At 70.7% G+C, this 24,389-nt stretch carries 23 protein-coding genes, 1 tRNA gene and 1 pseudogene; 15 read left to right on the plus strand and 10 right to left on the minus strand.

The annotated features are described in order from the left end of the window. Positions 1–703 (minus strand): annotated as a pseudogene (locus tag QMK61_RS08250) (transposase); the annotation flags it as partial. 124 nt (positions 704–827) lie between these two features. Between QMK61_RS08250 and QMK61_RS08255 the strand changes: the two are divergent. Genes QMK61_RS08255 through QMK61_RS08265 form a run of 3 tightly spaced genes read left to right on the plus strand, consistent with a single transcriptional unit; the run spans position 828 to position 4,322 of the window. Further along, positions 828–1,445 carry a lysophospholipid acyltransferase family protein gene (locus QMK61_RS08255; protein WP_302071718.1) on the plus strand — a complete coding sequence of 206 codons (618 nt, stop codon included), beginning with the start codon at positions 828–830 and terminating at the stop codon, positions 1,443–1,445. Further along, complete coding sequence (locus QMK61_RS08260) at positions 1,445–2,392, plus strand: phosphatidate cytidylyltransferase (protein WP_302071908.1); 948 nt, start codon at positions 1,445–1,447, stop codon at positions 2,390–2,392. Before QMK61_RS08255 ends, QMK61_RS08260 begins: the two co-directional genes overlap by 1 nt. Positions 2,393–2,447: 55 nt before the next feature. Next, a complete protein-coding gene (locus QMK61_RS08265; protein WP_302071719.1) occupies positions 2,448–4,322 on the plus strand; it encodes an MFS transporter in 1,875 nt (624 codons plus the stop codon). Between the two features lie 15 nt (positions 4,323–4,337). On the opposite strand, the gene QMK61_RS08270 is transcribed toward QMK61_RS08265, so the two are convergent. The 9 genes from QMK61_RS08270 to QMK61_RS08310 all read right to left on the minus strand — a co-directional run bounded on the left by QMK61_RS08270 (position 4,338) and on the right by QMK61_RS08310 (position 10,311). Next, the gene (locus QMK61_RS08270) at positions 4,338–5,207 is read right to left on the minus strand and encodes a beta-lactamase induction protein (RefSeq protein ID WP_302071909.1); all 870 of its coding nucleotides are present in this window, start codon (positions 5,205–5,207) and stop codon (positions 4,338–4,340) included. A gap of 78 nt (positions 5,208–5,285) precedes the next feature. Beyond that, positions 5,286–6,032: a hypothetical protein gene (locus QMK61_RS08275; protein WP_302071720.1), complete on the minus strand. Its 747-nt coding sequence runs from the start codon at positions 6,030–6,032 to the stop codon at positions 5,286–5,288. A gap of 124 nt (positions 6,033–6,156) precedes the next feature. Beyond that, complete coding sequence (gene nudC / locus QMK61_RS08280) at positions 6,157–7,125, minus strand: NAD(+) diphosphatase (RefSeq protein WP_302071721.1); 969 nt, start codon at positions 7,123–7,125, stop codon at positions 6,157–6,159. A gap of 3 nt (positions 7,126–7,128) precedes the next feature. After that, complete coding sequence (gene erpA, locus QMK61_RS08285; protein ID WP_302071722.1) at positions 7,129–7,497, minus strand: iron-sulfur cluster insertion protein ErpA; 369 nt, start codon at positions 7,495–7,497, stop codon at positions 7,129–7,131. A gap of 92 nt (positions 7,498–7,589) precedes the next feature. Further along, positions 7,590–8,033, minus strand: a complete 444-nt coding sequence (locus tag QMK61_RS08290) for a polymer-forming cytoskeletal protein (protein WP_302071723.1) — start codon at positions 8,031–8,033, stop codon at positions 7,590–7,592. Continuing rightward, on the minus strand, positions 8,020–8,775 hold the full coding sequence (locus tag QMK61_RS08295) for a DUF6776 family protein (RefSeq protein ID WP_302071724.1): 756 nt from the start codon (positions 8,773–8,775) through the stop codon (positions 8,020–8,022). Before QMK61_RS08295 ends, QMK61_RS08290 begins: the two co-directional genes overlap by 14 nt. Positions 8,776–8,897: 122 nt before the next feature. Further along, positions 8,898–9,368 (minus strand): bacterioferritin, encoded by a 471-nt coding sequence (gene bfr, locus QMK61_RS08300; protein ID WP_302071725.1) that lies wholly within the window; start codon positions 9,366–9,368, stop codon positions 8,898–8,900. A gap of 122 nt (positions 9,369–9,490) precedes the next feature. Beyond that, positions 9,491–9,700: a (2Fe-2S)-binding protein gene (locus QMK61_RS08305; RefSeq protein ID WP_302071726.1), complete on the minus strand. Its 210-nt coding sequence runs from the start codon at positions 9,698–9,700 to the stop codon at positions 9,491–9,493. Positions 9,701–9,768: 68 nt separating this feature from the next. Next, a complete protein-coding gene (locus tag QMK61_RS08310) occupies positions 9,769–10,311 on the minus strand; it encodes an RNA pyrophosphohydrolase (protein WP_302071910.1) in 543 nt (180 codons plus the stop codon). Between the two features lie 207 nt (positions 10,312–10,518). On the opposite strand from QMK61_RS08310, the gene QMK61_RS08315 reads away from it, so the two are divergent. The 12 genes from QMK61_RS08315 (at position 10,519) to QMK61_RS08375 (ending at position 24,386) form a co-directional block, all read left to right on the plus strand. Next, positions 10,519–10,595 (plus strand) — tRNA-Met (locus QMK61_RS08315). A 398-nt stretch (positions 10,596–10,993) separates the two neighbouring features. Beyond that, entirely contained in the window at positions 10,994–12,067 is a 1,074-nt protein-coding gene (gene tal, locus QMK61_RS08320) for a transaldolase (protein ID WP_302071727.1), read from the plus strand. Continuing rightward, positions 12,064–14,367: a glucose-6-phosphate isomerase gene (gene pgi / locus QMK61_RS08325; RefSeq protein WP_345783625.1), complete on the plus strand. Its 2,304-nt coding sequence runs from the start codon at positions 12,064–12,066 to the stop codon at positions 14,365–14,367. Before tal ends, pgi begins: the two co-directional genes overlap by 4 nt. A 17-nt stretch (positions 14,368–14,384) precedes the next feature. Next, the gene (gene gnd / locus QMK61_RS08335; protein WP_302071912.1) at positions 14,385–15,407 is read left to right on the plus strand and encodes a phosphogluconate dehydrogenase (NAD(+)-dependent, decarboxylating); all 1,023 of its coding nucleotides are present in this window, start codon (positions 14,385–14,387) and stop codon (positions 15,405–15,407) included. A 122-nt stretch (positions 15,408–15,529) separates the two neighbouring features. Continuing rightward, on the plus strand, positions 15,530–16,975 hold the full coding sequence (zwf, locus tag QMK61_RS08340) for a glucose-6-phosphate dehydrogenase (protein ID WP_302071728.1): 1,446 nt from the start codon (positions 15,530–15,532) through the stop codon (positions 16,973–16,975). Next, complete coding sequence (locus tag QMK61_RS08345) at positions 16,972–19,287, plus strand: glycoside hydrolase family 15 protein (RefSeq protein WP_302071729.1); 2,316 nt, start codon at positions 16,972–16,974, stop codon at positions 19,285–19,287. Before zwf ends, QMK61_RS08345 begins: the two co-directional genes overlap by 4 nt. A 33-nt stretch (positions 19,288–19,320) precedes the next feature. Then, positions 19,321–20,073, plus strand: a complete 753-nt coding sequence (gene pgl / locus QMK61_RS08350; RefSeq protein WP_302071730.1) for a 6-phosphogluconolactonase — start codon at positions 19,321–19,323, stop codon at positions 20,071–20,073. Between the two features lie 262 nt (positions 20,074–20,335). Next, on the plus strand, positions 20,336–21,625 hold the full coding sequence (locus tag QMK61_RS08355; protein ID WP_302071731.1) for a glycosyltransferase family 4 protein: 1,290 nt from the start codon (positions 20,336–20,338) through the stop codon (positions 21,623–21,625). Then, positions 21,622–22,866: a glycoside hydrolase family 57 protein gene (locus QMK61_RS08360; RefSeq protein WP_302071732.1), complete on the plus strand. Its 1,245-nt coding sequence runs from the start codon at positions 21,622–21,624 to the stop codon at positions 22,864–22,866. The genes QMK61_RS08355 and QMK61_RS08360 overlap by 4 nt, the downstream gene beginning before the upstream one ends. Before the next feature lie 34 nt (positions 22,867–22,900). Next, on the plus strand, positions 22,901–23,263 hold the full coding sequence (gene queD / locus QMK61_RS08365; RefSeq protein ID WP_302071733.1) for a 6-carboxytetrahydropterin synthase QueD: 363 nt from the start codon (positions 22,901–22,903) through the stop codon (positions 23,261–23,263). Between the two features lie 155 nt (positions 23,264–23,418). Continuing rightward, the gene (locus tag QMK61_RS08370; RefSeq protein WP_302071734.1) at positions 23,419–23,808 is read left to right on the plus strand and encodes a phasin family protein; all 390 of its coding nucleotides are present in this window, start codon (positions 23,419–23,421) and stop codon (positions 23,806–23,808) included. A 212-nt stretch (positions 23,809–24,020) separates the two neighbouring features. Then, a complete protein-coding gene (locus QMK61_RS08375) occupies positions 24,021–24,386 on the plus strand; it encodes a hypothetical protein (RefSeq protein WP_302071735.1) in 366 nt (121 codons plus the stop codon). Positions 24,387–24,389: the final 3 nt, after the last annotated feature.

Here is a 24,389-nt window from a genome sequence, read left to right on the forward strand (position 1 = left end):
ACCGACTCATGGGTGGCGTCGTCGACGATGGTCAGGCACTTGAGGACGCGGGCGTCGGCGGTGCGATCGAACACGAAATCCATCGACCACACCTCGTTGCGCGCCGATGGACGACACAGTGGCTGCCGCTCGCTCACCGGCACCTTCTTCCGCTTGCGTCGGCGTACCTGCAACCGTTCCTCCCGATACAGCCGTTCCACGCGCTTGTAGTTCACCGGCTCGCCGCCTTCCTGCCGAAGCTTCAGGTGGATCATCCCCACGCCGTAGCGCTTGTGCCGCTGCGCCAGCTCCACGATCCGCCGTCGCAGCGCCACGTTGCGGTCCGGCTGCGCCTGATACCGGTACGCGCTGGCGCTCATGCCAGCCACGCGCAACGCGCACCGCTCGCTCAACCCCTTGTCGATCATCTGGCGCACCAACGCTCGCCGGGCCGGTGCGCCTACGGTTTTTTTCGCAGAACGTCCTTGATCACCTCGTTCTCAAGCATCTGCTCAGCCAGCAGCTTCTTCAGCCGCATGTTCTCCGTCTCCAGCTCCTTCAGGCGTTTGGCGTCCGGCACGCTCATGCCGCCGAACTTGCTGCGCCACAGGTAGTAGGAGGCCTCGCTGAAGCCGTGCTTGCGGCACAGCTCCTTGATCGGCAGGCCGGCATCCGCCTCACGCAGGAAGCCGATGATCTGTTCTTCGGAAAAGCGCTTCTTCACGTCCAATCTCCTTCGGTTGGGGGATTGGACTCCAAACGGCCGTGCTACTCAAAACCGGGGGGACGTCGGGCCTGGATCGTCATCTACGCGTTGTACTGGTCGTGAGGTTGCTCATGGAGGCTGCATGCTCGAACCCCTGGTCGCCCGGTCGCTGACCGGGTTCATCCGTCTGCTCACCGGCAGCCGCGTGTTCTGGAGTGGAAGGCTCGCGCCGGGGCGCCGGGTGTACTACGGCAACCACAGCAGCCATGGCGATTTCGTGCTGATCTGGTCGGCGTTGCCGCCGACGTTGCGTGCGCAGGCACGCCCGGTCGCAGCGGCGGAGTACTGGCGTCGTGGCGCACTGCGTCGTTACCTGATCGGGCGGGTGTTCAAAGGCGTGCTGGTCGAGCGCGACGGCGCGCAGCGCACGGAGGATCCGATCGCCCAGATGGCTGCAGCGATCGAGGCAGGTGATGCGCTGATCCTGTTTCCCGAGGGTACGCGCAATCCAGGCGAAGGCGTGCTGCCGTTCAAGAGCGGCCTGTATCGCCTCGCGGCGCGCTGCACAGGGCTGGAACTGGTGCCGGTGTGGCTGGAGAACCTCAACCGGGTGATGCCCAAGGGGCGGCTTATCCCGTTGCCGCTGCTATGCACGGCACGCTTCGGCGCCCCATTCGGCTTGGAGGAGGGCGAGGACAAGCAGCAGTTCCTGGAACGCGCACGCAGAGCCCTGCTCGCGTTGGCACCGGAGAATGCATGATGTCGCACATGAGTTCGCATGCACAGGCCGTGCTGCTGTTCCTGGGCATCGGTGTGGTACTGCTGATCGCCACCTTGGTAGGGCGTGTGTTGGCGCACCGGGCGCCGCCCGGCAAGCGAGCCACGATCGACAACCTCAATGCGCGCGTCAATGCCTGGTGGGTCATGGCGGCCCTGGTCGGCGCGGCCTTCGTATTCGGCAAGCCCGGTGTGCTGGTGCTGTTCTTCCTGGTCTCGCTGCTGGCACTAAGGGAATTCATCACCCTGCTGCCCACGCGCAGCGGCGATTACTGGGCGCTGGTGGCCGCGTTCTATCTGGTGCTGCCGATCCAGTATGTCCTGGTGGGCATTGCGTGGTACGGCATGTTCGCCATCTTCATCCCGGTCTATGCGTTCCTGCTGCTGCCGATCCTGGCTGCCTCCGGCGGTGACACCACGGGCTTCCTGGAACGCGCGGCCAAGGTGCAGTGGGGGCTGATGATCAGCGTGTTCTGCATTTCGCACGTACCTGCACTGCTGACGCTGAACATTCCCAACTACGAGCACCGGCAGTTGTTGCTGATCGCGTTCCTGGTGATCGTGGTGCAGTCCTCTGACGTGCTGCAGTACGTATGGGGCAAGTTGTGCGGAAGGCGGCCGATCGCGCCGGTACTGTCGCCGTCCAAGACCTGGGAGGGTTTCATCGGCGGCGTCGCCTCAGCCAGTCTGCTGGGTGGCCTGTTGTGGTGGATAACGCCCTTTTCGTTCTTCGGCGCGCTGGGCATGGCGCTGGTGATCAATCTGATGGGTTTTCTGGGCGGGTTGGTGATGTCGGCGATCAAGCGCGATCGCGGCATCAAGGACTGGGGTCATATGATCGAAGGCCATGGCGGCGTGCTGGACCGGCTGGACTCGGTTTGCTTCGCCGCGCCGGTCTTCTTCCATCTGACGAGGTATTTCTGGGCGTGAGGCGGAAGCGCCTTTCCGGCTACTCTTGGCGCCACCATCGAAGCACGGACCCCGCATGAGCCAGTTCGCCCTGTTCGGCCAGCGCCGCTTCGCGCCGTTCTTCTGGACGCAGGCGCTGGCGGCGTTCAACGACAACGCGTTCCGCAATGCATTGCTGGTGCTGGTGGCGTTCCAGCTGGGGCTGGACGACCGCGCGGCCTCAATCTACACCAACTTCGCGCCGGCGCTGTTCATCCTGCCGTTCTTCCTGTTCTCGGCCAGCGCGGGGCAGCTGGCGGAGAAGTTCGAGAAGACGCGCATCATCCGCTTCGTGAAGCTGTTCGAGATCCTGGCGATGGCGGTGGCCGCGGCGGGCTTCATCACCCACCACGTGTCGCTGCTGCTGGTGGTGCTGTTCATGATGGGCTTGCACTCCACCGTGTTCGGGCCGATCAAGTACGCGATCCTGCCGCAGGCGCTGAAGCCGGCCGAGCTGGTCGGCGGCAACGGGCTGGTGGAGATGGGCACGCAGCTGGCGATCCTGCTGGGCATGATCGCGGGCACTACCTTGATGGGCGTGGCCGGGATCGGGGCGTGGCTGTCGGCCGGCGTCACCATCGGCGTGGCGGTGGTGGGCTACCTGGTTTGCCGCGCGATCCCGCCGGCGCCGGCCACCGCGCCGGCGCTGAAGATCAACTGGAACCCGTTCGGCGAGACCGCCCGCGTGCTGCGCATCACCCATGCCGACCGCGCGGTGTGGAACGCGGTGCTGGGCATTTCCTGGTTCTGGTTCTTCGGCACCGTGCTGGTGGCGCAGCTGCCGATCTACACGCGCGAGACGCTGGGCGGCGACAACACGGTCTACACCCTGGTGCTGACGCTGTTCTCGATCGGCAGCGGCCTGGGCGCGCTGGCCTGCGAGAAGCTTTCCGGCAAGCGGGTGGAGATCGGCCTGGTGCCGCTGGGAGCGTTCGGGCTCACCGTGTTCGGGGTGGACCTGTACTTCGCGCGGCATGGCGTGGCGCCGGTGCGCGGGCTGGACTGGCTGGCCTTCCTGCGTGGCCCGGGCAGCGCGCGCATCGTGCTCGACCTCACCCTGATCGGCGCCTTCGCCGGTCTCTACGTGGTGCCGCTGTTCGCCTACGTGCAGGCGCGCGCGCCGCGCGAGAAGCTGTCGCGCATCATCGCCGGCAACAACATCATGAACGCGGTGCTGATCGTGGCCGCGGCGGGCTTCGGGCTGGGCCTGGGCATGCTGGGGCTGGACGCGGTGCAGATCTTCCTCGCCGCGGCGCTGCTCAACGTGCTGGTGGCGGCGTACATCTTCACCCTGGTGCCGGAATTCATCCTGCGCTTCGTCACCTGGCTGCTCACCCGCACGTTGTACCGGGTGCGCGCGGACGGCCTGCGGCACGTTCCCGAGGAAGGGCCGGCGCTGCTGGTGTGCAACCACGTCAGCTACGTGGACCCGCTGCTGCTGATGGCAAACCTGCGCCGCCCGGCGCGCTTCGTCATGTACTACCGGATCTTCAACATCCCGCTGCTGCGGTTCCTGTTCCGGACGGCGAAGGCCATCCCCATCGCCGGGCAGAAGGAGGATCCCGCCGTGTTGCAGCAGGCGTACGACGACATCGACGCGGCATTGGCCGATGGCGAGCTGGTGTGCATCTTCCCCGAGGGTGCGTTGACCCGTGACGGTGCGATTGCGCCGTTCCGCCCGGGGGTGGAGAAGATCCTCGCGCGCCGCCCGGTGCCGGTGGTGCCGATGGCGTTGCGCGGGCTGTGGGGCAGCATGTGGAGCCGGCGCGATTCCGCGCTGGGCCGGGCGCGCCTGCCGCGGCGCTTCCGCGCCCGGGTGGAACTGGTGGTGGATGCGCCGCGGCCGCCGGAGCAGGCCAGCGCCGCGGCGCTGGAGGCGCGGGTGCGCGAGTTGCGCGGGGAGAAGGCGTAGGTCCGGGCGCGATTCTCAGCGCCACCAGCCGGCGATGACGATCAGCGCCACCACGCTCAGCCACGCCAGCAGGGCGCGCAGCAGGGCCGAGCGCAGGCGGCGCAGTTCCAGCAGCGGGTCGCTGCGTTCCTCGACGTAGCCGTCGCCGCCCTCGATGTCGGTGAGGATGTCGGCGCGCGCGGCGGCGCCCAGGAAGCCGGGGCCGACGCGGTACCAGTCTTCCGGCCGGGCCTGCTGGTGCCAGCGGCGCCACGCGCCGATCACCGCTTCCCAATGGCCGACCAGGGCCAGCGCGAACACCAGCAACTGCGCCGGCAGCCAGTCCAGCACATTGGCCAGGTGCCGTGCGGTGGCGCGGGCGCCGGCGTCCAGGCCCAGCGTGTCGTCGCGGCCCAGCGTGCGCGCCAGCCGGTACAGCAGCGCGCCGAACGGCCCGAGCAGGAAGAACCACAGCAGCACGCCGAAGCGCCGGCGCAGCGCGGCGTAGATGGCCGCCTCGCCCAGCGTCTCCGCGCGCCAGGCCACCGGCTCGCCATCCTCGCCCAGTGCCTGTGCGGCCGCCACGCGGCGGGCGCCGTCGGGCGCCTGCAGCACCGCTTCCAGGTCCGCTTCGTAGGCGTGCGGGCCGAAGCCGTACAGCAGCACCGCCAGCGCGAATGCCAGCTGCCACAGGTTCGCCAGCGGCAACAGGCCGAGCAGCCAGACGACCAGCAGGCACAAGGCCAGCGGCGGAATCAGCGCCAGCACGACGCGCCCGCTGCCGCTGGTGTCGGCCAGTTGCGCCACCCAGCGGCGGAAGCCGCCGTCGCCGCGCCAGCAGGCGAGCCGTGGCTGCAGGTGCAGCAGGCCGAGGGCGATGAGGGCGGCGAGCAGGCGGATGGCCATGGCGACGACGGGCTTGCTGGGACGATGCGCATTGTATGGCATGCGCCGCGCCGCGACGGCCACCGGGATGCGGGTGCGTCAGTGGCCGGAGATGAAGCGCTCGGCCGCCGCGTTGAGGCCGGGGTCGTCGTCTTCCTTGCTGGCCTGCGGGCCGCAGCCTTCGGCCTCCAGCCTGCGGTCTACCTGGCCGGGCGTGAGGAAGCGGGCCATGCCGTGCGTCAGATCCGTCCGCATGGCGTAGCAGGCCTGGCTTTGCCCGATCATGCGCACGACCTGCTTCAGGCTGGGCGGTGGCGCGCGCAGGCGGATACCCGGCACGCGCGATACGGCGGCCGATCCGGGCAGGCGGAAGGCGGGTCTGGGATGGCGGGCTTCTTCAAGCGCGTCGCGGAAGCTTCCCGGGTGGTAGGCGGCATCGGCGCCATCGGGTACGGGTGGCAGGCTGATATGCGGCGGTTGGCCGGGTGGTACAGGCGTTGCCGGCCGCGGTGGCGCAGGTTGCGGATGCGTTGCCGCTACGCGCCGCTGTGGCGGCAGGTGGGGCGGCGTGATGGCCTGCGCGGCGGAAGCCATGGCCGGCCTGCGCAGGAATGTGAGCTGCAAGGCGTCATCGCGGGCCGGTTCGTCCACTTGGCGTGCCGTTTCCGACCAGGGGGCCGGCGCCAGGCTCAGTACCCGGGCCAGCAGGGCCAGGTGCAGCGCCAGCGCGAGGCCGAGTGCCGTGCCCTGGCGCACGATGTCGCGCCAAGGCGGCCGGCTCTTGCCGGAGGCGGGATGTCGCGGTGACGTGCCATGGTCCGACTGGTCGGGGTCGTGCACCGGCATCGATCCCTGCGTGGCGGGCGTGGAGCTGGGACCGGCCGTGCATGGCGAAGTTCATGGCGTTGTCGTCACGTCCGGGCCCTGCGTGCGGAAGGGGCGCCCGCCTTTCACGCCGTGCGCCTTGGGTTCAGCGCCCGGCCGGCGCGGCGGCCACCAGCCGGTCGAGATCGAGCCCGGCGCGCTCGCGCAGCCAGTCGGCGAGCAGGTGGTAGGAGACGGACAGCCGGGTCGGCGTGCGCAGGCTGCCGTCGGCGAGGCCGTCGACGATCTGCCGCGGGGTGAACCAGCGCGCGTCCTCCAGCTCGCCGTCGCGCGGGGCGATGGCGGGCGAGGTGGCGAAGGCGGTGAAGCCCACCATCAGCGAGGCGGGCATCGGCCACGGCTGCGAGGAGTGGTAGTGCACCTCGCCCACGGCGACGCCGGCTTCTTCCCACACTTCGCGGCGCACCGCGTCTTCCAGCGCCTCGCCGGGTTCGACGAAGCCGGCCAGGGTGGAGTAGCGGCCGGGCGGCCAGCCGGCCTGGCGGCCGAGCAGGCAGGCGCCGCCGTGTTCCACGATCACGATGATCGCCGCGTCGGTGCGCGGGAAGTGCAGGCGGCCGCAGGCGGGGTCGGTGCATTGCAGGCGATGGCCGGCGGAGACGACCGCGAGCGGCGCGCCGCAGCGTGTGCAGTGGCGCGTCTCGCGATGCCAGTGCGCCAGGCCCTTGGCATAGGCGAACAGGCCGGCCTCGTCGGCGGGCAGCAGCAGGCCGGCTTCGCGCAGGCCGATGCGGCGCGCGCCCAGGGCGGTTTCCAGTTCGGCCGCGCGGGCGTCGTCGTCCAGCGCCAGCAGGAAGTGCGGGCGGTCGTCGGCCAGGCCGAGCAGGCTGGCCGGCTGGCCATCGAGCAGGCGTGCCCGTTCGGCGACGGTCAGCCAGCGCAGGGCCTCGCGGTCGCCGTGCAGGAGCGCGGCACCCGCGCCGTCCAGCAACAGGTAGCGGGCGTCCGGCGAGGCGGCCTGCGTGGCCAGCCAGCCGGCGTCGTCGCGGCGTTCGGCCATGCGGTCCAGCACCAGGCTTAGTCCGGCGAAGGTGTTGGGCGTCGTCGCGGCCATGCGTCAGACGGAGAACGAGGAACCGCAGCCGCAGGTGGTCTTGGCGTTCGGGTTGCGGATCACGAACTGCGCGCCGCTGAGGTTTTCGCTGTAGTCGATCTCGGCGCCGGTCAGGTATTGCAGCGAGAGCGGGTCGACCAGCAGGGTGACGCCCTCGCGCTGCAGCGCGAAGTCGTCCTCGGCCTGCGCCTCGTCGAAGGTGAAGCCGTACTGGAAGCCGGAGCAGCCGCCCCCGCTGATGTACACGCGCAGCTTCAGCGCGGGGTTGCCTTCTTCCTCGATCAGCTCGTGCACCTTGTGCGCGGCGGCCTCGGTGAACACCAGCGGAGCGCCGGCCTGGCGGTAGTCGGGGATGGGGACGATGGTTTCCATCGGAGGGATATGCGGTCGCGGCGGGGCGGACGCAAGCATAGCGCGATGCGCCGGCGGCCACGACCGGCGCGTACGCGATGCCGGCGTCGGGCTCAGGCTGCGGCGGCTTCGGTTTCGGATCCGGTCGTGAGGGCGGCCGGCGCGGGCAGCTCGCGCGGGGCCTCGTCGCCGGCATGGGTCATGCGGCCGTTGACCTGGGCGCCGGCGGCCATTTCCAGGGTGCGGTAGCGCACGTCGCCGGTGATGCGGGCCTGCGGCGCCAGTTCCAGCCGTTCGCCGGCGTGCACGTCGCCGTCCACCTGGCCGTTGATCACCGCGTGCGGCACGCGGATCTCGCCCTGCACCTGGCCTTGCTCGCTGAGGGTGAACACCGCGTCCTCGCCCTCGCCGATCACGGCGCCTTCGATGCGCCCGTCCAGGTGCAGCGCGCCGCGGAAGCGCAGGTCGCCGTGGATCACGGTGCCGTGGGCGATCAGGCTGGTGTGGTGCGGCTGGTGGCCGGCGCGGGCCGGTTCGTTGCGTTTACGGTTGAGCATCGGGTCCCCCCTGGGCGATGGTGACGTGGCCGGACAGGGCGTCGCTCCATGTGACGGCCCGGGCGACGGCGTCGCCGCCGGCCGGTTTGGCCTCGACGCGCAGCCGGGTCGGGCGGAAGTCCGCCGGCAGCACGATCGTGGCATGCAATTGTTCGAAATACTTGAAGCGGAACGGCAGGCCGTCCTTCTGCGCGGCGTCGCCCAGCGCGGGCCAGGCCAACTGCTCCACCTTGTCGCCGCGCAGGCCGTCCACGCTCACCGTGGCGTCGCCGGTGGTGTCGTCGCGGCTGCGCACGCTCTGGGTCAGGCTGATGGTGAGGTTCCACGCGCGCGAGCCGGGCACCGGCTGCAGCCGCACCTCCTGCACCTTCAGACCCTCGCGCGGCGCGTTGCCGCCCAGCAGGCGCGAGTAGAAGCCCAGGTCGGCGCGCAGGCCGCTGATTTCCTCGTCGCGATCGGCCAGGGTCTTGCGCAAGGCGGTGGTGGCGATCCCGGTGACCTGCTGCGAACGCTGCAGGTTGGCGACCTGCTGCTTGAGGTCGTCATTCTGCGCTGTCAGGTCTCGCAACTGGCTCTTGTGGCTGATGATGCGCGGCGCGGCGTGGCCGCCGAGCAGCGTGGCCCCGGCGCCCACCGCCACCAGGCTGCCCAGCCAGGCGGCGCCCAGCCAGAGCCGGCGGCGGCGTTGCCCGCGGGCGTCATGCGGGCGCACCACGTAGCGCGGCGGCGGTCGTGAGGGCATGCGCGGCCATCCGGTGGAAAACCGTTGGTATAGCCGCGCCGGGACGACAGCGTCAAGGAACGGCCGCACGCAATCGGGACGCCGCGCGGCCGTTCCCGTCCGCCTGGCCCGGGCGGGCGGTCTCAGTCGCCCATCTTGCTTTGCAGGTAGCGCTCGGCGCCGATGTCCTTGACCAGGCTCTGCTGGGTCTCCAGCCAGTCGATGTGCTCTTCCTCGTCGTGCAGGATGCCCTTGAACAGGTCGCGGCTGACGTAGTCGGCGATGCCCTCGCTGTGCGCGATGGCGGCACGCAGGTCCTGGGCGGCGGCCAGCTCCAGGTCGAGGTCGCCCTGGATGCACTCCAGCACGTTCTCGCCGATGCGCAGCTTGCCCAGATGCTGCAGGTTGGGCAGGCCGTCGAGGAACAGGATGCGCTCGATCAGGCGATCGGCGTGCTTCATCTCCTCGATCGACTCCTTGTACTCGTGCTCGGCCAGCTCCTGGTAGCCCCAGTCCTTGAACATGCGGTAGTGCAGGAAATACTGGTTGATCGCGGTCAGCTCGTTGTAGAGCACCTTGTTGAGGTATTCGATGACCTTGGCGTCGCCCTTCATGCGCGTGCTCCGTGATGACCTGCCGCGACTATACGGATTCCGCCGCGGGCGCGACGGAACGCAAATGCCAATGGTTCGCGCATGCGCGCGCCGCACCCGGCGGCGCAACGGCGGGAAGGGAATCAGGCGACGGCGACGAAGGCCGGCAGGGCGGGCACGGCTTCGAGCTGCTCGACGGCCTGCTGCAGGCAGGCGCGCGCCTCGGACTCGCAGCAGCCGCAGCAGTCCGAGCAGCCGGTACGCGCCTGCAGCTCGGCGAAGCCGCGCACGCCGTCGGCCGCCTGGCGGCGGATGTCGTGGTCGGTGACGGCGTTGCACAGGCAGATGTACATGCCGCGCATTGGAACGCGAATGCGAATGATTGTCAACTGGATCGCCCGTGCCGGGGGCGGACGGGCGTTCAGGCGGCGGCGCGCCCGCCGCCCGGGTCCGGCGCGCGCCGGGGCTGGTGGCCCACCCGCACGCTGAGCAATTCCTCCACCACCGGGGCGAAATGGCGCAGCGCGCGCTCGTACACGTCGCGCTTGAAGTTCACCACGTGCGCGGCGGGGTACCAGAAGTCGACCCAGCGCCACAGGTCGAACTCGGGCTTCTCGTTGGCGTCCAGGCGCAGCGCATCCTCCTGGCCGACCAGCCGCAGCAGGAACCACACCTGCTTCTGGCCGATGCACAGCGGGCGCTGGTGCTGGCGCACGTAGCGGCTGGGCAGGCGGTAGCGCAGCCAGCCGCGGGTGGCCGCGACCACTTCCACGTGGTGCGGCGCCAGGCCGGTTTCCTCTTCCAGCTCGCGGTACATGGCTTCCAGCGGCGTCTCGTCGCTGCGCATGCCACCCTGCGGGAACTGCCAGCCGTCGCGGCGCACGCGACGGGCCCAGAACAGCCGTCCGTCGCCGTTCAGCAGCACGATTCCCACGTTCGGGCGGTAGCCATCCGCGTCGATGATGTCGGCCATCTTGCCTCCTCGCAGCGCGCCGGGCCGGAACCCGGCGCCGAACGGCACGAAACATTCCGGCCCGATTCAAGCACAGCGCGCGAAGCGCGGGCAAGCCGCGAAGGGCGTGGGAAGCTTGAATGCCGGCGCCGACGCGATTACACTGCCGCGCCCCGCCCGGTATCGCGCCCGATGCCCCTCGAGGCGGAGCGCACCCATGGCTATGTAGCTCAGCCGGTTAGAGCACAGCACTCATAATGCTGGGGTCGGTGGTTCGAGTCCACCCATAGCCACCATACCCTCGTCCCGTTCAGCGCCGCCCGCATCGTGTGGTGCGCGGCTCGCGTATGGACGTCTGGACGTCCAAATGCCGCCCAAGCCGCGTCCCGCCTGGGACGGCCTGCCTCCTGCGCGCCTTCGCGCCGCCGCCGCTTCATCCGGCATTGACGCCACCCGGGTCATGCTGTCCGGCGCCGTGTGGCCGGCAGGTGGTGCGCGATGCACTTCGCAAGATTCTTCGGCGGCATGCGCCGGCCCCCGTGCGGCTCGCCTTGCGGGTGCCCGGCGCGGAGGCCTACCCTAGGATCGAGCAGGCCTCGCCTGTGCGTCCCCACCACATGCCGCGAAGACCGCCGGCGCCCGTGAAGCCGTGGCCCGCCGCTTCGCGCCTTCCGGGTAATCAAGGAGTATCGCGATGCAAGACACGGCCCGCACGCTGAACGGGCTCGGCCAGAGCCTCTGGCTGGACAACATCACGCGCGGCATGCTCCGCGCCGGCACGCTGGAGAAGTACCGTGACGAGCTCGTGGTCACCGGCCTCACCTCCAACCCCACCATCTTCGAGCACGCGATCAAGGGCGGCAGCGACTATGACGCCGCGATCCGCGCCGCCGGCGGCACGGACCCCGAGCAGCTGTTCTTCGACCTGGCGATCGACGACCTGCGCCAGGCGGCCCGGGTGTTCGAGCCGGTGCATGCGCGCACCGCGGGCGTGGACGGTTGGGTGTCGCTGGAAGTTTCGCCGCTGCTGGCCGACGATACCGCGCACACCGTCGAGCAGGCCGTGGCGCTGCACGGGCGCGCCGGCATCCCCAACCTCTACATCAAGGTGCCGGGCACCACCGCCGGCGCGGGGGCGATCGAGGAGCTGATCTACCGCGGCGTGCCGATCAACGTCACCCTGCTGTTCTCGCCGAAGCAGTACCAGGCGGTGGCCGACGCCTACATGAAAGGCTTGGAGCGGCGCCTGGCGGAAGGACTGTCGCTGGACGTGGCCTCGGTGGCCTCGGTCTTCATCAGCCGCTGGGACGCGAAGGTGGCCAAGGCGGTGCCGGACGAACTGCACAACCAGCTCGGCCTGGCGGTGGCCGGCAGCGTGTACGCGCGCTACCGCGCGATGCTGGCCTCGCCGCGCATGCAGCGCCTGATGAACGCGGGCGCGCGGCCGCAGCGCCTGCTGTGGGCCAGCACCGGCACCAAGGACCCCAACGCCAGCGACACGCTGTACGTGGACCAGCTGGTCGCCCCGCTCACCGTCAACACGCTGCCCGAGAAGACCCTGCTGGCGGTGGCCGACCACGGCAGGCCGGGCGCGCCAATGGACGCCGACGACACCGCCGCCCGCGCCGTGCAGGCGCGCTTCGCGGAGCGGGGCCTGCACGTGGACGAGCTGGCAGGGACGCTGCAGGACGAGGGTGCGGCCGCCTTCGTGAAGTCCTGGAACGACCTGCTCGACACGATCCGCCAGCGGATGGAGAAGGCGGCATGAGCGCATTGCGCGAAAGCCCGGCCTGGAAGGCGCTGGAAACGCATCACAGGTCGGTGTCGAGGCTGCACTTGCGCGAACTGTTCGCCAGGGACGAGGGGCGCGCCGAGCGCTACACCGCCGAGGCCGCCGGCTGGCGGCTGGACTATTCCAAGCACCGCATCACCGACGAGACGCTGAAGCGCCTGTTCGCGCTGGCCCGCGAGCGCGGGCTGGAGGCGAAGCGCGACGCGATGTTCGCCGGCGACAAGATCAACGCCACCGAGCGGCGCGCCGCGCTGCACGTGGCGCTGCGGGCGCCGGCCGGCAGCACCGTCCTGGTCGACGGCGAGAACGTGGTGCCGGAGGTGCAGGCGGTGCTGAAGCGCATGGCCGACTGCGCCGCGACGATCCGCGCCGGCGACTGGAAGGGCTACAGCGGGCGGCCCATCCGAAATATCGTCAACATCGGCATCGGCGGCTCGGACCTCGGCCCGGTGATGGCCTACGAGGCGCTGCGCCACTACAGCGACCGCAGCCTGCGGCTGCGCTTCGTCTCCAACGTGGACGGCACCGACTTCGCCGAGGCGGTGCACGACCTGCGCCCGGACGAGACGCTGTTCATCGTCGCCTCCAAGACCTTCACCACGCTGGAGACGATGACCAACGCGCACACCGCGCGCGACTGGCTGCTGGCCGCGGCGGGCAAGGACACCAGGGCGGTGGGCCGGCACTTCCTGGCGCTGTCCACCAACGAGGAGGCGGTCAACGCCTTCGGCATCCCCACCGAGCAGATGTTCGGCTTCTGGGACTGGGTCGGCGGGCGCTACTCGATGGATTCGGCCATCGGCCTGTCCACCATGATCGCGATCGGCGCCGAGGCCTTCGGCGAGATGCTGGCCGGCTTCCACGCGATGGACGCGCATTTCCGCGGCACCCCGCTGGAGCGCAACCTGCCGGCGATCATGGGCCTGCTCGGTGTCTGGTACAACGACTTCTTCGACGCCGCCACGGTGGCGGTGCTGCCGTACGAGCAATACCTCAAGCGCTTCCCGGCCTACCTGCAACAGCTCACCATGGAGTCCAACGGCAAGAGCGTCACGCTGGAGGGCAAGGCGGTGGACTGCGCCACCGGGCCGGTCTACTGGGGCGAGCCGGGCACCAACGGGCAGCACTCGTTCTACCAGCTGATCCACCAGGGCACGCGGCTGATCCCCTGCGACTTCATCGCCTTTGGCGAGACGCTGAACCCGCTGGGCCGGCACCACGACCTACTGCTGGCCAACGTGATCGCCCAGGCCGAGGCGCTGGCGATGGGCAAGACGCTGAAGGAAGTGCGCGCCGAGGGCGTGCCGGCGAAGCTGGCCCCGCATAAGGTGTTCGAGGGCAACCGGCCGTCCAGCCTGCTGCTGGCCGAACGGCTCACGCCCAGCGCGCTGGGCGCGCTGGTGGCGCTGTACGAGCACAGCGTGTTCGTGCAGGCGGCGATCTGGGACATCAACCCATTCGACCAGTGGGGCGTGGAGCTGGGCAAGCAGCTGGCGCAGCGCGTGGCGGCGGAGATCGAATCGCCGCGCAAGCCGCTGGCGCACGACGCCTCCACCAACGCGGCGATCCGCTGGTACCGCAAGGCGCGCCACCGCGCCGCGGCGAAACCCGCGCCGGAAGCGCGCCGCGTGCTGGTGCTGGACGTGGGCGGCAGCCACGTCAAGGCGATGCTCAGCGGCAAGCGGCAGGAAGTGAAAATCGACTCCGGTCCGGCGATGGGCCCGCAGCAGATGATGGATGCGCTGCGCAAGCGCCTGCGCGGCTGGCAGTACGACGTGGTGAGCATCGGCTTCCCCGCGCCGGTGGTGCACGGGCGCATCGTGCACGAGCCGCACAACCTCGGCGCGGGCTGGGTGGGCTTCGACTTCACCGCCGCCTTCGGCTGCCCGGTGAAGCTGGTCAACGACGCCGCGATGCAGGCGCTGGGCAGCTACCAGGGCGGGCGCATGCTGTTCCTCGGCCTGGGCACCGGGCTGGGCTCGGCGATGATCGTGGACGGTCTGGTCGAGCCGATGGAGCTGGCGCACATGCCGTACAAGAAGCACGACTACGAGCACTACGTCAGCGAGGCCGCGCGCGAGCGCCACGGCAAGAAGAAGTGGCAGGCGCACGTGTTCGAGGAGGTCGAGGCGCTGCGCGCGGCGCTGGAGCCCGATTACGTGGTGCTCGGCGGCGGCAACGTGGAGCACCTGGACAAGCTGCCCGAGGGCGTGCGCCGCGGCGACAACGCCAACGCCTTCGCCGGCGGATTCCGACTGTGGGAGAACGTCGCATGAGCGTCACCGGCAAGAAGCTGCAGCTGGGTTTCGTCGGCCTGGGTCGCATGGGCCTGAACATGGTGCACCGGATGCAGGACGCCGGCGTCGATTGCGTGGTGTTCGACACCAACGCCGACGCCCGCGCAGCGGCGGCCAAGGCGGGCGCGCGGGCGGTGGAGTCGCTCGAAGCGATGGTCGGCCAGCTCGACGGTCCGCGCGCGGTGTGGCTGATGCTGCCCACCGCGGTGGTGGACAAGGTGCTCGACGCGCTGGTGCCGCTGCTCGGCGCCGGCGACATGGTGATCGACGGCGGCAACTCGCACTACGTCGAGGACCTGCGCCGCGCCAGGGCGCTCGGCGGGAAGCAGATCATGTACGTGGACGTCGGCGTCAGCGGTGGCGTATGGGGCCGCGAGCGCGGTTACTGCCAGATGATCGGCGGCCCCGAGGAGGCCTACCGGCACCTCGAACCCGCCTTCGCGGCGCTGGCGCCCGGCGTGGACGCCGCGCCGCGCTCGCCCGGACGCGAGGGCGAGCCGTCGCCCGCCGAGCGCGGCTACCTCTACTGCGGCCCGAACGGCGCCGGCCATTTCGTGAAGATGGTCCACAACGGCATCGAATACGGCCTGATGGCGGCCTATGCCGAGGGCCTCAACATCCTGCACGGCGCCAACGTGGGCCGGCAGGCGCAGGTGGTCGACGCCGAGACCACGCCGCTGGAGCATCCCGAACGCTACCAGTACGACTTCCCCCTGCACGACGTGGTGGAACTGTGGCGCCGCGGCAGCGTGGTCGGTTCGTGGCTGCTCGACCTCACCGCGATCGAGATGGGCAAGGACCCGACGCTGGCGAACTACGCCGGCCGCGTCTCCGATTCGGGCGAGGGGCGCTGGACCGCGCTGGCGGCGATCGAGGAAGGCGTCCCCGCGCCGGTGCTCACCTCGGCGCTGTTCGGCCGCTTCACCTCGCGCGGCAACGACCTGTTCGCGAACAAGGTGATGTCGGCGATGCGCCACGCCTTCGGCGGCCACGCCGAGAAGGCGGCCAAGGACAGCTAGACGACCTCCACCGCGGGCCGCCGCCCGTCGCACGGGCCGCGCCGGCCCGCTCGCGGAGGCGGGCCCGTGCTGGCCCGCCGGCCCGGCCGACGCGCGGCCGGGCTCCCACCAAGGAGCATGCGATGAGCGACACCACCCTGGTCATCCTCGGCGCCACCGGCGACCTCACCCAGCGCCTCTTGATGCCGGCGCTGTACCGGCTGCACCGGCTCGGCCTCACCAAGGACCTGCGCATCCTCGGCTATGCGATGGAGGGCTGGAGCCGGCAGCGCTTCGAGGACCACATCCACAAGGCGCTGAAGGCGTTCGCGCCGGACTACACCGCGGCGGCCTGGAAGCGCTTCAGCCAGCGGCTCGACTACGCGGGCGGCCAGCTCGATCCGAACGACCTTGCGAAGATCAAGGACAAGCTTGCGCCCGCCACGCTGTTCTACATGGCGTTGCCGCCGTCGCTGTTCGGCCCGGCCTCGCAGGCGCTGGGCGAGGCCGGCTTCGCCGCCGCGCCGCGCGGCGGCTGGCGCCGACTGGTGGTGGAGAAGCCGTTCGGCACCGACCTCGCCTCCGCCGAGAAGCTGCGCGCCGCGATGCACACGCACTGGGAAGAAAGCCAGATCCTGCGCATCGACCACTTCCTCGGCAAGGAGGCCACCCAGAACCTGATGGTGTTCCGCTTCGCCAACCGCTTCCTCGAACCGGTGTGGAACGCGCAGCACATCGCGCAGGTGCAGATCACCTACGCCGAGACGCTGGGCGTGGAGAAGCGCGCCGGCTACTACGACCATGCCGGCGCGCTGCGCGACATGCTGCAGAACCACCTGATGCAGCTGTTCAGCCTCGCCGCGATCGAGCCGCTGTCGTGCTGGGATGCCGACGTGCTGCGCGACCACAAGGTGGAAGTGCTGCGCTCGGTGAAGCCGATCAACGCGCGCAACGTGGACAAGCACGCCGTGCGCGGCCAGTACCGCGCCGGCACGCTGGGCCGGAAAAAGCTGGCGGGCTACCGCAGCGAGCCGGGCATCCCGCGCGGTTCCAACACCGAGACCTTCGCCGCGCTGCGGCTGGAGATCGACAACTGGCGCTGGCAGGGCGTGCCGTTCTACCTGCGCAGCGGCAAGCGGCTGGCCAGCGACTGCTCGGAGATCGCGGTGCAGTTCCGCGAGGTGCCCGGCGCGCTGCCCGGCGGCGTGAAGGCGGACAACAACTGGATGGTGTTCCGCATGAAGCCCGAGCAGGGCATGCACCTGCTGGCCAACGCCAAGCTGCCGGGACTGGAGCTCGATGGTCACCAGGTCACGCTCAGCGCACCCTATGTGCGCGACGGCGAGCACGAGTTCTCCGCCTACGAGCAGCTGCTGATGGACGCGATCGAGGGCGACCGCTCGCACTTCCTGCGCTTCGACGAGGTGGAGTGGGCCTGGCGCCTGCTCGATCCGGTGCTGCGCGCGTGGCAGGGCGGCACGCCGGACTTCTACGCCGCCGGCTCCGAGGGCCCATCCACGCAGAATCGCCTGCTCGACCGCGGCCAGCACTGGCGCTCGATCGCCCTGCCGGATGGGGGCACGGCGTGAACGCGCCCGGCTGGCCGGGGCTGTCGCCCACCTGGGCGAGCAGCGACAAGGACGCCGTCGGCACCGCGCTCGGCCCCGGCCGCGTCTGGTACACCGTGGGCCACGGCGTCCTCGACGAGGTGTACTGGCCCTCGTGCAGCACGCCGCAGATCCGCGACCTCGGCTTCATCGTCGCCGGCGACGGCTTCTGGGCCGAGGTGAAGCGCGTGGGCGAGTATGCGTTGTCCACGCCCGCGCCCGACGTGCCGTTGCCGACCATCGTGCATCGCCACGAACGCTACCGGCTGGAACTGGACGTGCTGGCCGATCCGCTGCGCGACGTGGTGCTGGTCCGCTACCGGCTGGAAGGCAAGGGCCTCAGGCTCTACGCCCTGCTGGCGCCGCACCTGGACGGCTCCGGCCACGGCAACAGCGCCGAGGTGCAGCCGCACGGGCTGGCCGCGACCAAGCCCGGCGCCGCGCTGCTGCTCGCCGCCGACCGCGGCTTCAGCCGCGCCAGCGCCGGCTACGTGGGCGTTTCCGACGGCTGGCAGGACTTCCACCAGAACGGCGAGATGAGCTGGCACTACGATGCCGCGCCCAACGGCAACGTGGCCCTGCTGGGCGAGCTGGCGAGCGGCGAGGGCGTGCTGGCGCTGGGCTTCGCCGATACCGTGGAAGGCGCGCGCACGCTGGCGCTGTCCTCGCTGGCCTGCGGCTTCGAGGCCGCGCGCGAGGCCTTCGTCGCCGGCTGGCGGCGCTGGGCCGGGCACGTCGACTGCGGCGGGCTCGACCCGGTCCTGGAGCAGGCCGTGCGCCGCGCCGCGATGGTGCTGAAGTGCCACGGCGACCGCGACTTCCCCGGCGCGATGGTGGCCAGCCTCAGCGTGCCCTGGGGCAACACCCGCGACGACCCGGGCGGCTACCACCTGGTGTGGCCGCGCGACGCGGTCGAGTCCGGCTTCGCCATGCTCGCCTGCGGCCATCACCCCGAGGCGCGCGCGCTGCTCGCCTACCTGATCGCCACCCAGCAGCCCGACGGCCACTGGCTGCAGAACTTCTACGCCGACGGCCGCCCGTACTGGGGCGGCGTGCAGCTGGACGAGGCCGCGCTGCCGGTATTGCTGGCCGCGCGGCTGGATGAGCTGGGCGAACTGGGCGACCTGCGCCCCGAGGCCACCACGATGGTGCGCCGCGCGCTGCGCTTCGTGGCGCGCACCGGCCCGTTCAGCGCGCAGGACCGCTGGGAGGAAAACCCCGGCATCAACCCGTTCACCCTCGCCGTCGCCATCGCGGCGCTGGTCGCCGGCGCCGCGCACGGCTTCCTGGACGAGGCCGACACCGCCCACGCGCTGTCGCTGGCCGACGACTGGAATGCGCGGGTCGAATCGTGGACCTGGGCACGCGACACCGAACTGGACCGCCGGCACGGCACGCGCGGCCACTACGTGCGCATCGCCCCGCCGGGGCAGACCGCGCAGGACGGTGACGTGGCGCTGCGCAACCGCGGCCGCGAATGCATCGCGGCCAGCGACCTGCTCGGCCTGGAATACCTCTACCTGGTGCGGATGGGCCTGCGCGCGCCGGACGACCCGCGCATCCGCGACACCACCCGCCTGGTCGACGCCGTGCTGCGCATGGACCTGCCCGCCGGCCCGTACTACCGCCGCTACAACGAGGACGGCTACGGCGAGCACGACGACGGCAGCGCCTTCGACGGCACCGGCACCGGCCGCGCCTGGCCGCTGCTCAGCGGCGAGCGCGGCCTCTACGCGCTGCTCGCCGGCAAGGACCCGAAGCCCTATCTCGACGCGATCCTCGCCTCCGCCAGCGCGGGCGGCATGTTGCCCGAGCAGGTGTGGGACGCCGCGCCGATCCCCGAGCGCAACCTGGTCCCCGGCCGCCCCAGCGGCAGCGCGATGCCGCTGGCGTGGGCGCATGCCGAGCTGGTCAAGCTGATTGCCGCGATCCGCCTCGGCCGGCCGGTGGACCGCCTGCGTGCGGTGGCCGACCGCTACGCCGCGCCGCGCGCGCCGGCAGCAACGCATTGGCGCGAGCAGGCGCCGTGCCGCACGGTGGAGCGCGCCGGCGTCCTGCTGGTCGAGGCCGATACCCCGTTCGTGCTGCACCTGGGCTGCGACGGCTGGAAGCGCGTGGACGACCACGCCAGCCAGCCGCTCGGCTTCGGCCTGCACGGGGTGCGGCTGCCGGTGGCGGCGCTGGGCGCGCAGCGCACGCTGGAATTCACCCGCCGCTTCCTCGATGCGCGCGGCTGGGAAGGGCGCGACTGGTCGCTGCTGCTGACGCCGCTGGCCGCGCCCCGGGATGCCTGAAGGCCATCACATGGACGAATGGAACATGCACGCATGATTTCCCGGCTTTCTCCCCGCCCGCAGCTGCGGGTCCACGCCGATGCCGACGCGATGACCCGCGCCGCGGCCGACGCCTTCGTGGCAACGGCGCAGGCGGCGCTGGCCGCGCACGGCCGCTTCGGCGTGGCGCTGGCCGGCGGCGGCACGCCGAAGCCGCTGTACGAACTGCTGGCCGCCGCGCCGTACCGCGACCGGCTCGACTGGTCGCGCGTCGAGGTGTTCTTCGGCGACGAGCGCTGCGTGCCGCCGGACTCGCCGCGCAGCAACTACCGCATGGCGCACGAGGCATTGCTGTCGAAAGTGCCGCTGCCACCGGCGAACGTGCACCGCCTGCGCGGCGAGGACGAACCCGCGCTGGCCGCGTTGGCCGGCGAGCAGGACCTGCGCCACGCGTTCCGCCGCGACTGGCCGCGCTTCGACCTGGTCCTGCTGGGCATCGGCGACAACGGCCACACCGCCTCGCTGTTTCCCGGCTGCGCCTGCCTGCGCGAGCGCGAACGCGCGGTCTGCGCGCAGTACGTGGAAAGCCAGCACGAATGGCGTCTCACGCTCACCCTGCCGGTGCTCGATGCGGCGGCCGCGGTCTGGCTGCTGGCCGACGGCGCCGGCAAGGCGGACGTGCTGGCGCAGGTGCTCGACGGGCCCTGGCAGCCCGACGTGCTGCCGATGCAGTACGTGGCGCCCGCGCAGGGCGAGTACGTATGGTGGCTCGACCGGGCGGCGGCTGCACGCTTGTCGGACGCGTGACCATGCCCGGCATGCGCGCTTTTCCCCCTCTCCCCTCCGGGGAGAGGGCCGGGGTGAGGGGCCGCTCTTGCGGTTGCCTCCATTCCGCCGCCGCGCACAGCCCCTCTCCCGTCGGGAGAGGGGTTGGGGTGAGGGTTCGGCAACGCCATGACGCCTCGCTCCGCGCGAACCCTCACCCGCCTGCCGGCACCCTCTCCCGGAGGGAGGGGGATTCGTCCGGCAGCGCTTTCGCATCATTTGCGCCGTACCGCGGAGACCGGCATTGACCCGCCACGCTCCCCTGCGCGTGCTGATGCTCGGCTGGGAATACCCGCCGCGCTTCGTCGGCGGCCTGGGCAAGGCCAGCCAGGGCATCGCGCGCGGGCTGGCCGACCTCGGCGCGGAGGTGCTGTTCGTGCTGCCGCGGTTCCGCGCGGCGCAGGGCGAGACGCGGCTGCGCGTCAGCGGCGCGCGCGAGTGGCTGCTCGAGCATCGGGTGTCGGCGCCGGTGGAAACCATCCGGCGATCGCCGCGCTGGCTCGACGTGGCGTCGTCGCTGCGGCCGTACGCGCGGCCGGCACCGGAGCCTGTGCGCGGTGGCGGCGCCGATGCGCATGGCGACGCTTCCGCGCTGTATGGCAGCGACCTCGGCCGCGAGGTGATGCGTTTCGCCGCCCGCGTGGCGGCAATCGCCGGACGCACGCGCGCCGACCTGGTCCATGCGCACGACTGGATGACCTTTCCCGCCGCTATCGCCGCCGCCGACCGGCATGGCCTGCCGCTGTTCCTGCACGTGCATTCCACCGAATACGACCGCAGCGGCGAGGGCGCCGACCCGGGCATCGCGGCGATCGAGCGCATGGCCTGCGAACGCGCCGACCGCGTGTTCGCGGTGAGCGACTACACGCGCGGCGTGCTGGTCTCGCGCTATGGCGTCGACCCGGCCAAGGTCGGCGTGGTCTACAACGCGCCGGATGCCGACGACCTGCCGCCGGCGCTGCCGTTCGACGCCGGTCCGCGCCAGCCGTGGGTGGTGTTCCTGGGCCGGCTCACCTTCCAGAAGGGGCCGGACCATTTCCTGCGCGCGGCGGCCGGGGTGGCGCGGCTGGATCCGGCCGCGCGCTTCCTGGTCTGCGGCAGCGGCGACATGCTCGACGCGCTGAAGGCGCAGGCGCATGACCTGGGCATCGCCGGCAAGGTGGACTTCCGCGGCTTCCTCGCGCCTGGCGCGGTGGACCGGCTGCTGGCGCGCTCGAGCCTGCTGGTGATGCCCAGCGTGTCCGAGCCGTTCGGGCTGGTGGCGCTGGAGGCGCTGCGCGCGGGCACGCCAGTGGTGCTGTCGCGGCAGTCCGGCGTGCGCGAGGTGCTGGGGCACAGCCTGCAGGTGGATTTCTGGGACCACGGGAAGCTGGCCGACCAGATCCTCGCCGTGCTGCGCCTGCCGGTGCTGGCGCGGCAGCTGGTGGAGGAGGGCCGGGCGCAGCTGGCGCGGCTGTCGTGGGACGAGTCGGCGCAGCGCATCGCCGAGGCCTACCGGCAGGCGGCCGGCCTCGACGTGGCCGCACGCGCATGAGCCTGGATGTCTGCTTCTACTTCCAGGTGCACCAGCCGTGGCGGCTGCGGCGCTATCCGTTCCGCGACGTGGGCCATCGCCACGACTACTTCGACCGGGAGGAAAACGCGCGCATCCTGCGCCGCGTGGCCGGGAAGTGCTACCTGCCGATGAACGCGTTGCTGCTGGAGCTGATCCAGCGGCACCGCCCGCACTTCCGCGTGAGCTTCTCGATCACCGCCACCGCGCTGGAACAGATGGCCGCGTTCGCGCCGGAAGTGCTGGCCTCGTTCCGCCGCCTGCTCGCCACCGGCGCGGTGGAACTGCTGGCGGAGACCTCGCACCACAGCCTTGCCGCGCTGTACAGCCCGCGCGAGTTCGCCGCACAGGTGCGCCACCACCGCGCGGTGTGCCGGCGCCTGCTGGGCGAGCCGGGGCGGGTGTTCCGCAATACCGAGCTGATCGTCAGCGACGCGGTGGCCGCGCAGGTGGCGGCGCTGGGCTACGGCGGCCTGTGCCTGGAAGGCGCCGACCGCCTGTTCGATTGGCGCAACGTGGCCGCGCCGTACCGCTACGCCGCGGCGCCGTCGCTGGTCGCCCTGCCGCGGCATTACCGGCTCAGCGACGACATCGCGTTCCGCTTCTCCGACCGGCGCTGGGCCGCGTGGCCGCTCGGCGTGGAACGCTACGCCGACTGGCTGCAGGGCGAAGCGGTCGCGCTGCCGCCGGAGGCGAATGGCCGCGGCTTCCTCGGCCTGTTCATGGACTACGAGACCTTCGGCGAGCACCAGTGGGCCGACACCGGCATCTTCGATTTCATGCGCGCGCTGCCGGGAGAATTGCTGAAGCGCGGCGGCTTCCGCTTCGTCACGCCGTCGGAAGCGCTGGCGCGCGTGCCGCCGGACGCCGCCACCCTGGCGTTGCCCACACCGGTATCATGGGCCGACCTGGAACGCGACACCTCGGCCTGGGACGGCAACGCGATCCAGCGCGCGGCGCTGGCCGAGGCGTTCGCGCTGGAGCCGTACGTGCGCCACCACCACGCGCGCCACGCGAACGAAGCCGCGCAGGTGCTGGAGGACTGGCGCCGCCTGCTCACCAGCGATCACGCCTACTACATGTCCACCAAGCACTGGTCCGACGGCGACGTGCACCAGTACTTCAGCCCGTTCGAGTCGCCCTACGACGCCTGCATCAACTACATGAACGTACTGGCCGACCTGGCGCAGCGGGTGGGCGCGCCGGCGCCGCGACCGGTGTAGGCGCCGGCCTGCCGCGAGCGCTTACAATGCGGTCATGCACATCTTCAAGGTTTTCCAGATCGAGGCGGCGCACCGCCTGCCCAACGTGCCGCCGGGGCACAAATGCGCCCGGTTGCACGGCCACTCGTTCCGCATCGAGATCCATCTCGCCGGCGAACCCGATCCGCAATTGGGCTGGGTGATGGACTTCGGCGACGTGAAAGCCGCCTTTGCGCCGCTGTTCGAACGGCTCGACCACCACTACCTCAACGACATCGAAGGCCTGGAGAACCCCACCAGCGAGATGCTGGCGCGCTGGATCTGGCAGCGCCTGGCCCCCGTCCTGCCGGCGCTGGACGAGGTGGTGGTGCACGAGACCTGCACCTCGGGCGCCCGCTGCTCGCGCGACAGCTTTTGACGCGGCGCATCAGCCTGGGTGCTTTTCATAACTTGTTGAAACACGGCCTGTAACAAGCCTGTCTTGCCTCGTTCAGAAAAAATATATTGCATCGCACAAAAACCCTTGCTAGGCTTTGTCCTACTCCTAGACATCCCTCGCGGGGGACCCAAGCCATGACACAGCAACTGAACACCCAGGCCTTTGCCTACGCCCGCCAGTTCGCCGACCACGCCTTCAAGGCGCAGGCGGTGGCCCTGAAGGGCTTCGAGGAAGTGGCCGGCCTGCAGTTCAAGGCCTTCGAGCAGCAGGCGCGCAGCGCCGCCGACTTCGTCGCCCAGGCGGCCGAGGTGCGCGACCTGGAGGCCCTGCGCGGCCTGTGGGAAAAGGGCGCCAACCTGAGCCGCGACCATGCCGAGCAGGCGGTGAGCGTGGGCCGCGAGATCTTCGCGGTGACCCAGAAGACCGCCGAGTCGCTGGGCGCGCTGGCGCAGGCGCAGCAGCAGGCGGCCAGCGACGCCGTGGCCGCGCCGGCGGCCACCGCCAAGAAGGCCGCCGCCAAGTAAGCACTTCATCTTCATCGATCGCGACTCTCCCCTTGCGCGATATCCCCCGGGCCGGACGCCTTGTCCGGCCCGTTTTTTATGGGCGATGGGATACGTGCCGCAGTGCGGCCAGCTTGCCGCAAGAAAAGGCGCACTGATATACTTCCGCAGATTGAATCGTAGCCCGTGGCCTGGTTGAAACTGCCTGGTGCGAACCGCGCGGAAACCTCTACGTGCTCAACAGTCTAGCTTCCGGTCGTCGTCTCGCGCTGCGCATGCTGCTCTGGCAGCTGGCCGTGGCGTTGCTGGCTGGCCTGGCCTTTCTGGCGTGGGGGCGCCGCGAGGCGCTGGCCGCCGCTGCGGGCGCGGCGATCGTGGCGGCGGGTACCGCGCTGATGTCGGCGCGGGCCTTCAGCGGACTGGCCGGGGGCAGCATCGCGCTTGCGCATCTGCTCACCGGGATGATTCTCAAGTGGATCGTGATCCTCGGAGGGTTGGTCGCGATCCTGGTTCAATGCAAATTGCCGCCGCTGGCCGCCATCACGGGGCTGGTGGCAGCCTACGCGGTCAATCTGGCGGCACTCAGATTCAAGGGTTGAGAG

This window comes from Fulvimonas sp. R45, from assembly GCF_030504985.1.
Taxonomy (GTDB): domain Bacteria; phylum Pseudomonadota; class Gammaproteobacteria; order Xanthomonadales; family Rhodanobacteraceae; genus Rhodanobacter_A.

What these genes read in the sequence shown, in the direction of transcription:
- pgl (WP_302071730.1), top strand. Translation starts at nt 19,321, where the DNA reads ATGATTTCCCGGCTTTCTCCCCGCCCGCAGCTGCGGGTCCACGCCGAT.
- queD (WP_302071733.1), top strand. Translation starts at nt 22,901, where the DNA reads ATGCACATCTTCAAGGTTTTCCAGATCGAGGCGGCGCACCGCCTGCCC.
- bfr (WP_302071725.1), bottom strand. Translation starts at nt 9,368, where the DNA reads ATGAAGGGCGACGCCAAGGTCATCGAATACCTCAACAAGGTGCTCTAC.
- QMK61_RS08275 (WP_302071720.1), bottom strand. Translation starts at nt 6,032, where the DNA reads ATGCCGGTGCACGACCCCGACCAGTCGGACCATGGCACGTCACCGCGA.
- QMK61_RS08295 (WP_302071724.1), bottom strand. Translation starts at nt 8,775, where the DNA reads ATGCCCTCACGACCGCCGCCGCGCTACGTGGTGCGCCCGCATGACGCC.
- QMK61_RS08305 (WP_302071726.1), bottom strand. Translation starts at nt 9,700, where the DNA reads ATGTACATCTGCCTGTGCAACGCCGTCACCGACCACGACATCCGCCGC.
- QMK61_RS08265 (WP_302071719.1), top strand. Translation starts at nt 2,448, where the DNA reads ATGAGCCAGTTCGCCCTGTTCGGCCAGCGCCGCTTCGCGCCGTTCTTC.
- tal (WP_302071727.1), top strand. Translation starts at nt 10,994, where the DNA reads ATGCAAGACACGGCCCGCACGCTGAACGGGCTCGGCCAGAGCCTCTGG.
- zwf (WP_302071728.1), top strand. Translation starts at nt 15,530, where the DNA reads ATGAGCGACACCACCCTGGTCATCCTCGGCGCCACCGGCGACCTCACC.
- nudC (WP_302071721.1), bottom strand. Translation starts at nt 7,125, where the DNA reads ATGGCCGCGACGACGCCCAACACCTTCGCCGGACTAAGCCTGGTGCTG.
- QMK61_RS08270 (WP_302071909.1), bottom strand. Translation starts at nt 5,207, where the DNA reads ATGGCCATCCGCCTGCTCGCCGCCCTCATCGCCCTCGGCCTGCTGCAC.
- erpA (WP_302071722.1), bottom strand. Translation starts at nt 7,497, where the DNA reads ATGGAAACCATCGTCCCCATCCCCGACTACCGCCAGGCCGGCGCTCCG.
- QMK61_RS08290 (WP_302071723.1), bottom strand. Translation starts at nt 8,033, where the DNA reads ATGCTCAACCGTAAACGCAACGAACCGGCCCGCGCCGGCCACCAGCCG.
- QMK61_RS08260 (WP_302071908.1), top strand. Translation starts at nt 1,445, where the DNA reads ATGTCGCACATGAGTTCGCATGCACAGGCCGTGCTGCTGTTCCTGGGC.
- QMK61_RS08360 (WP_302071732.1), top strand. Translation starts at nt 21,622, where the DNA reads ATGAGCCTGGATGTCTGCTTCTACTTCCAGGTGCACCAGCCGTGGCGG.
- QMK61_RS08255 (WP_302071718.1), top strand. Translation starts at nt 828, where the DNA reads ATGCTCGAACCCCTGGTCGCCCGGTCGCTGACCGGGTTCATCCGTCTG.
- QMK61_RS08370 (WP_302071734.1), top strand. Translation starts at nt 23,419, where the DNA reads ATGACACAGCAACTGAACACCCAGGCCTTTGCCTACGCCCGCCAGTTC.
- pgi (WP_345783625.1), top strand. Translation starts at nt 12,064, where the DNA reads ATGAGCGCATTGCGCGAAAGCCCGGCCTGGAAGGCGCTGGAAACGCAT.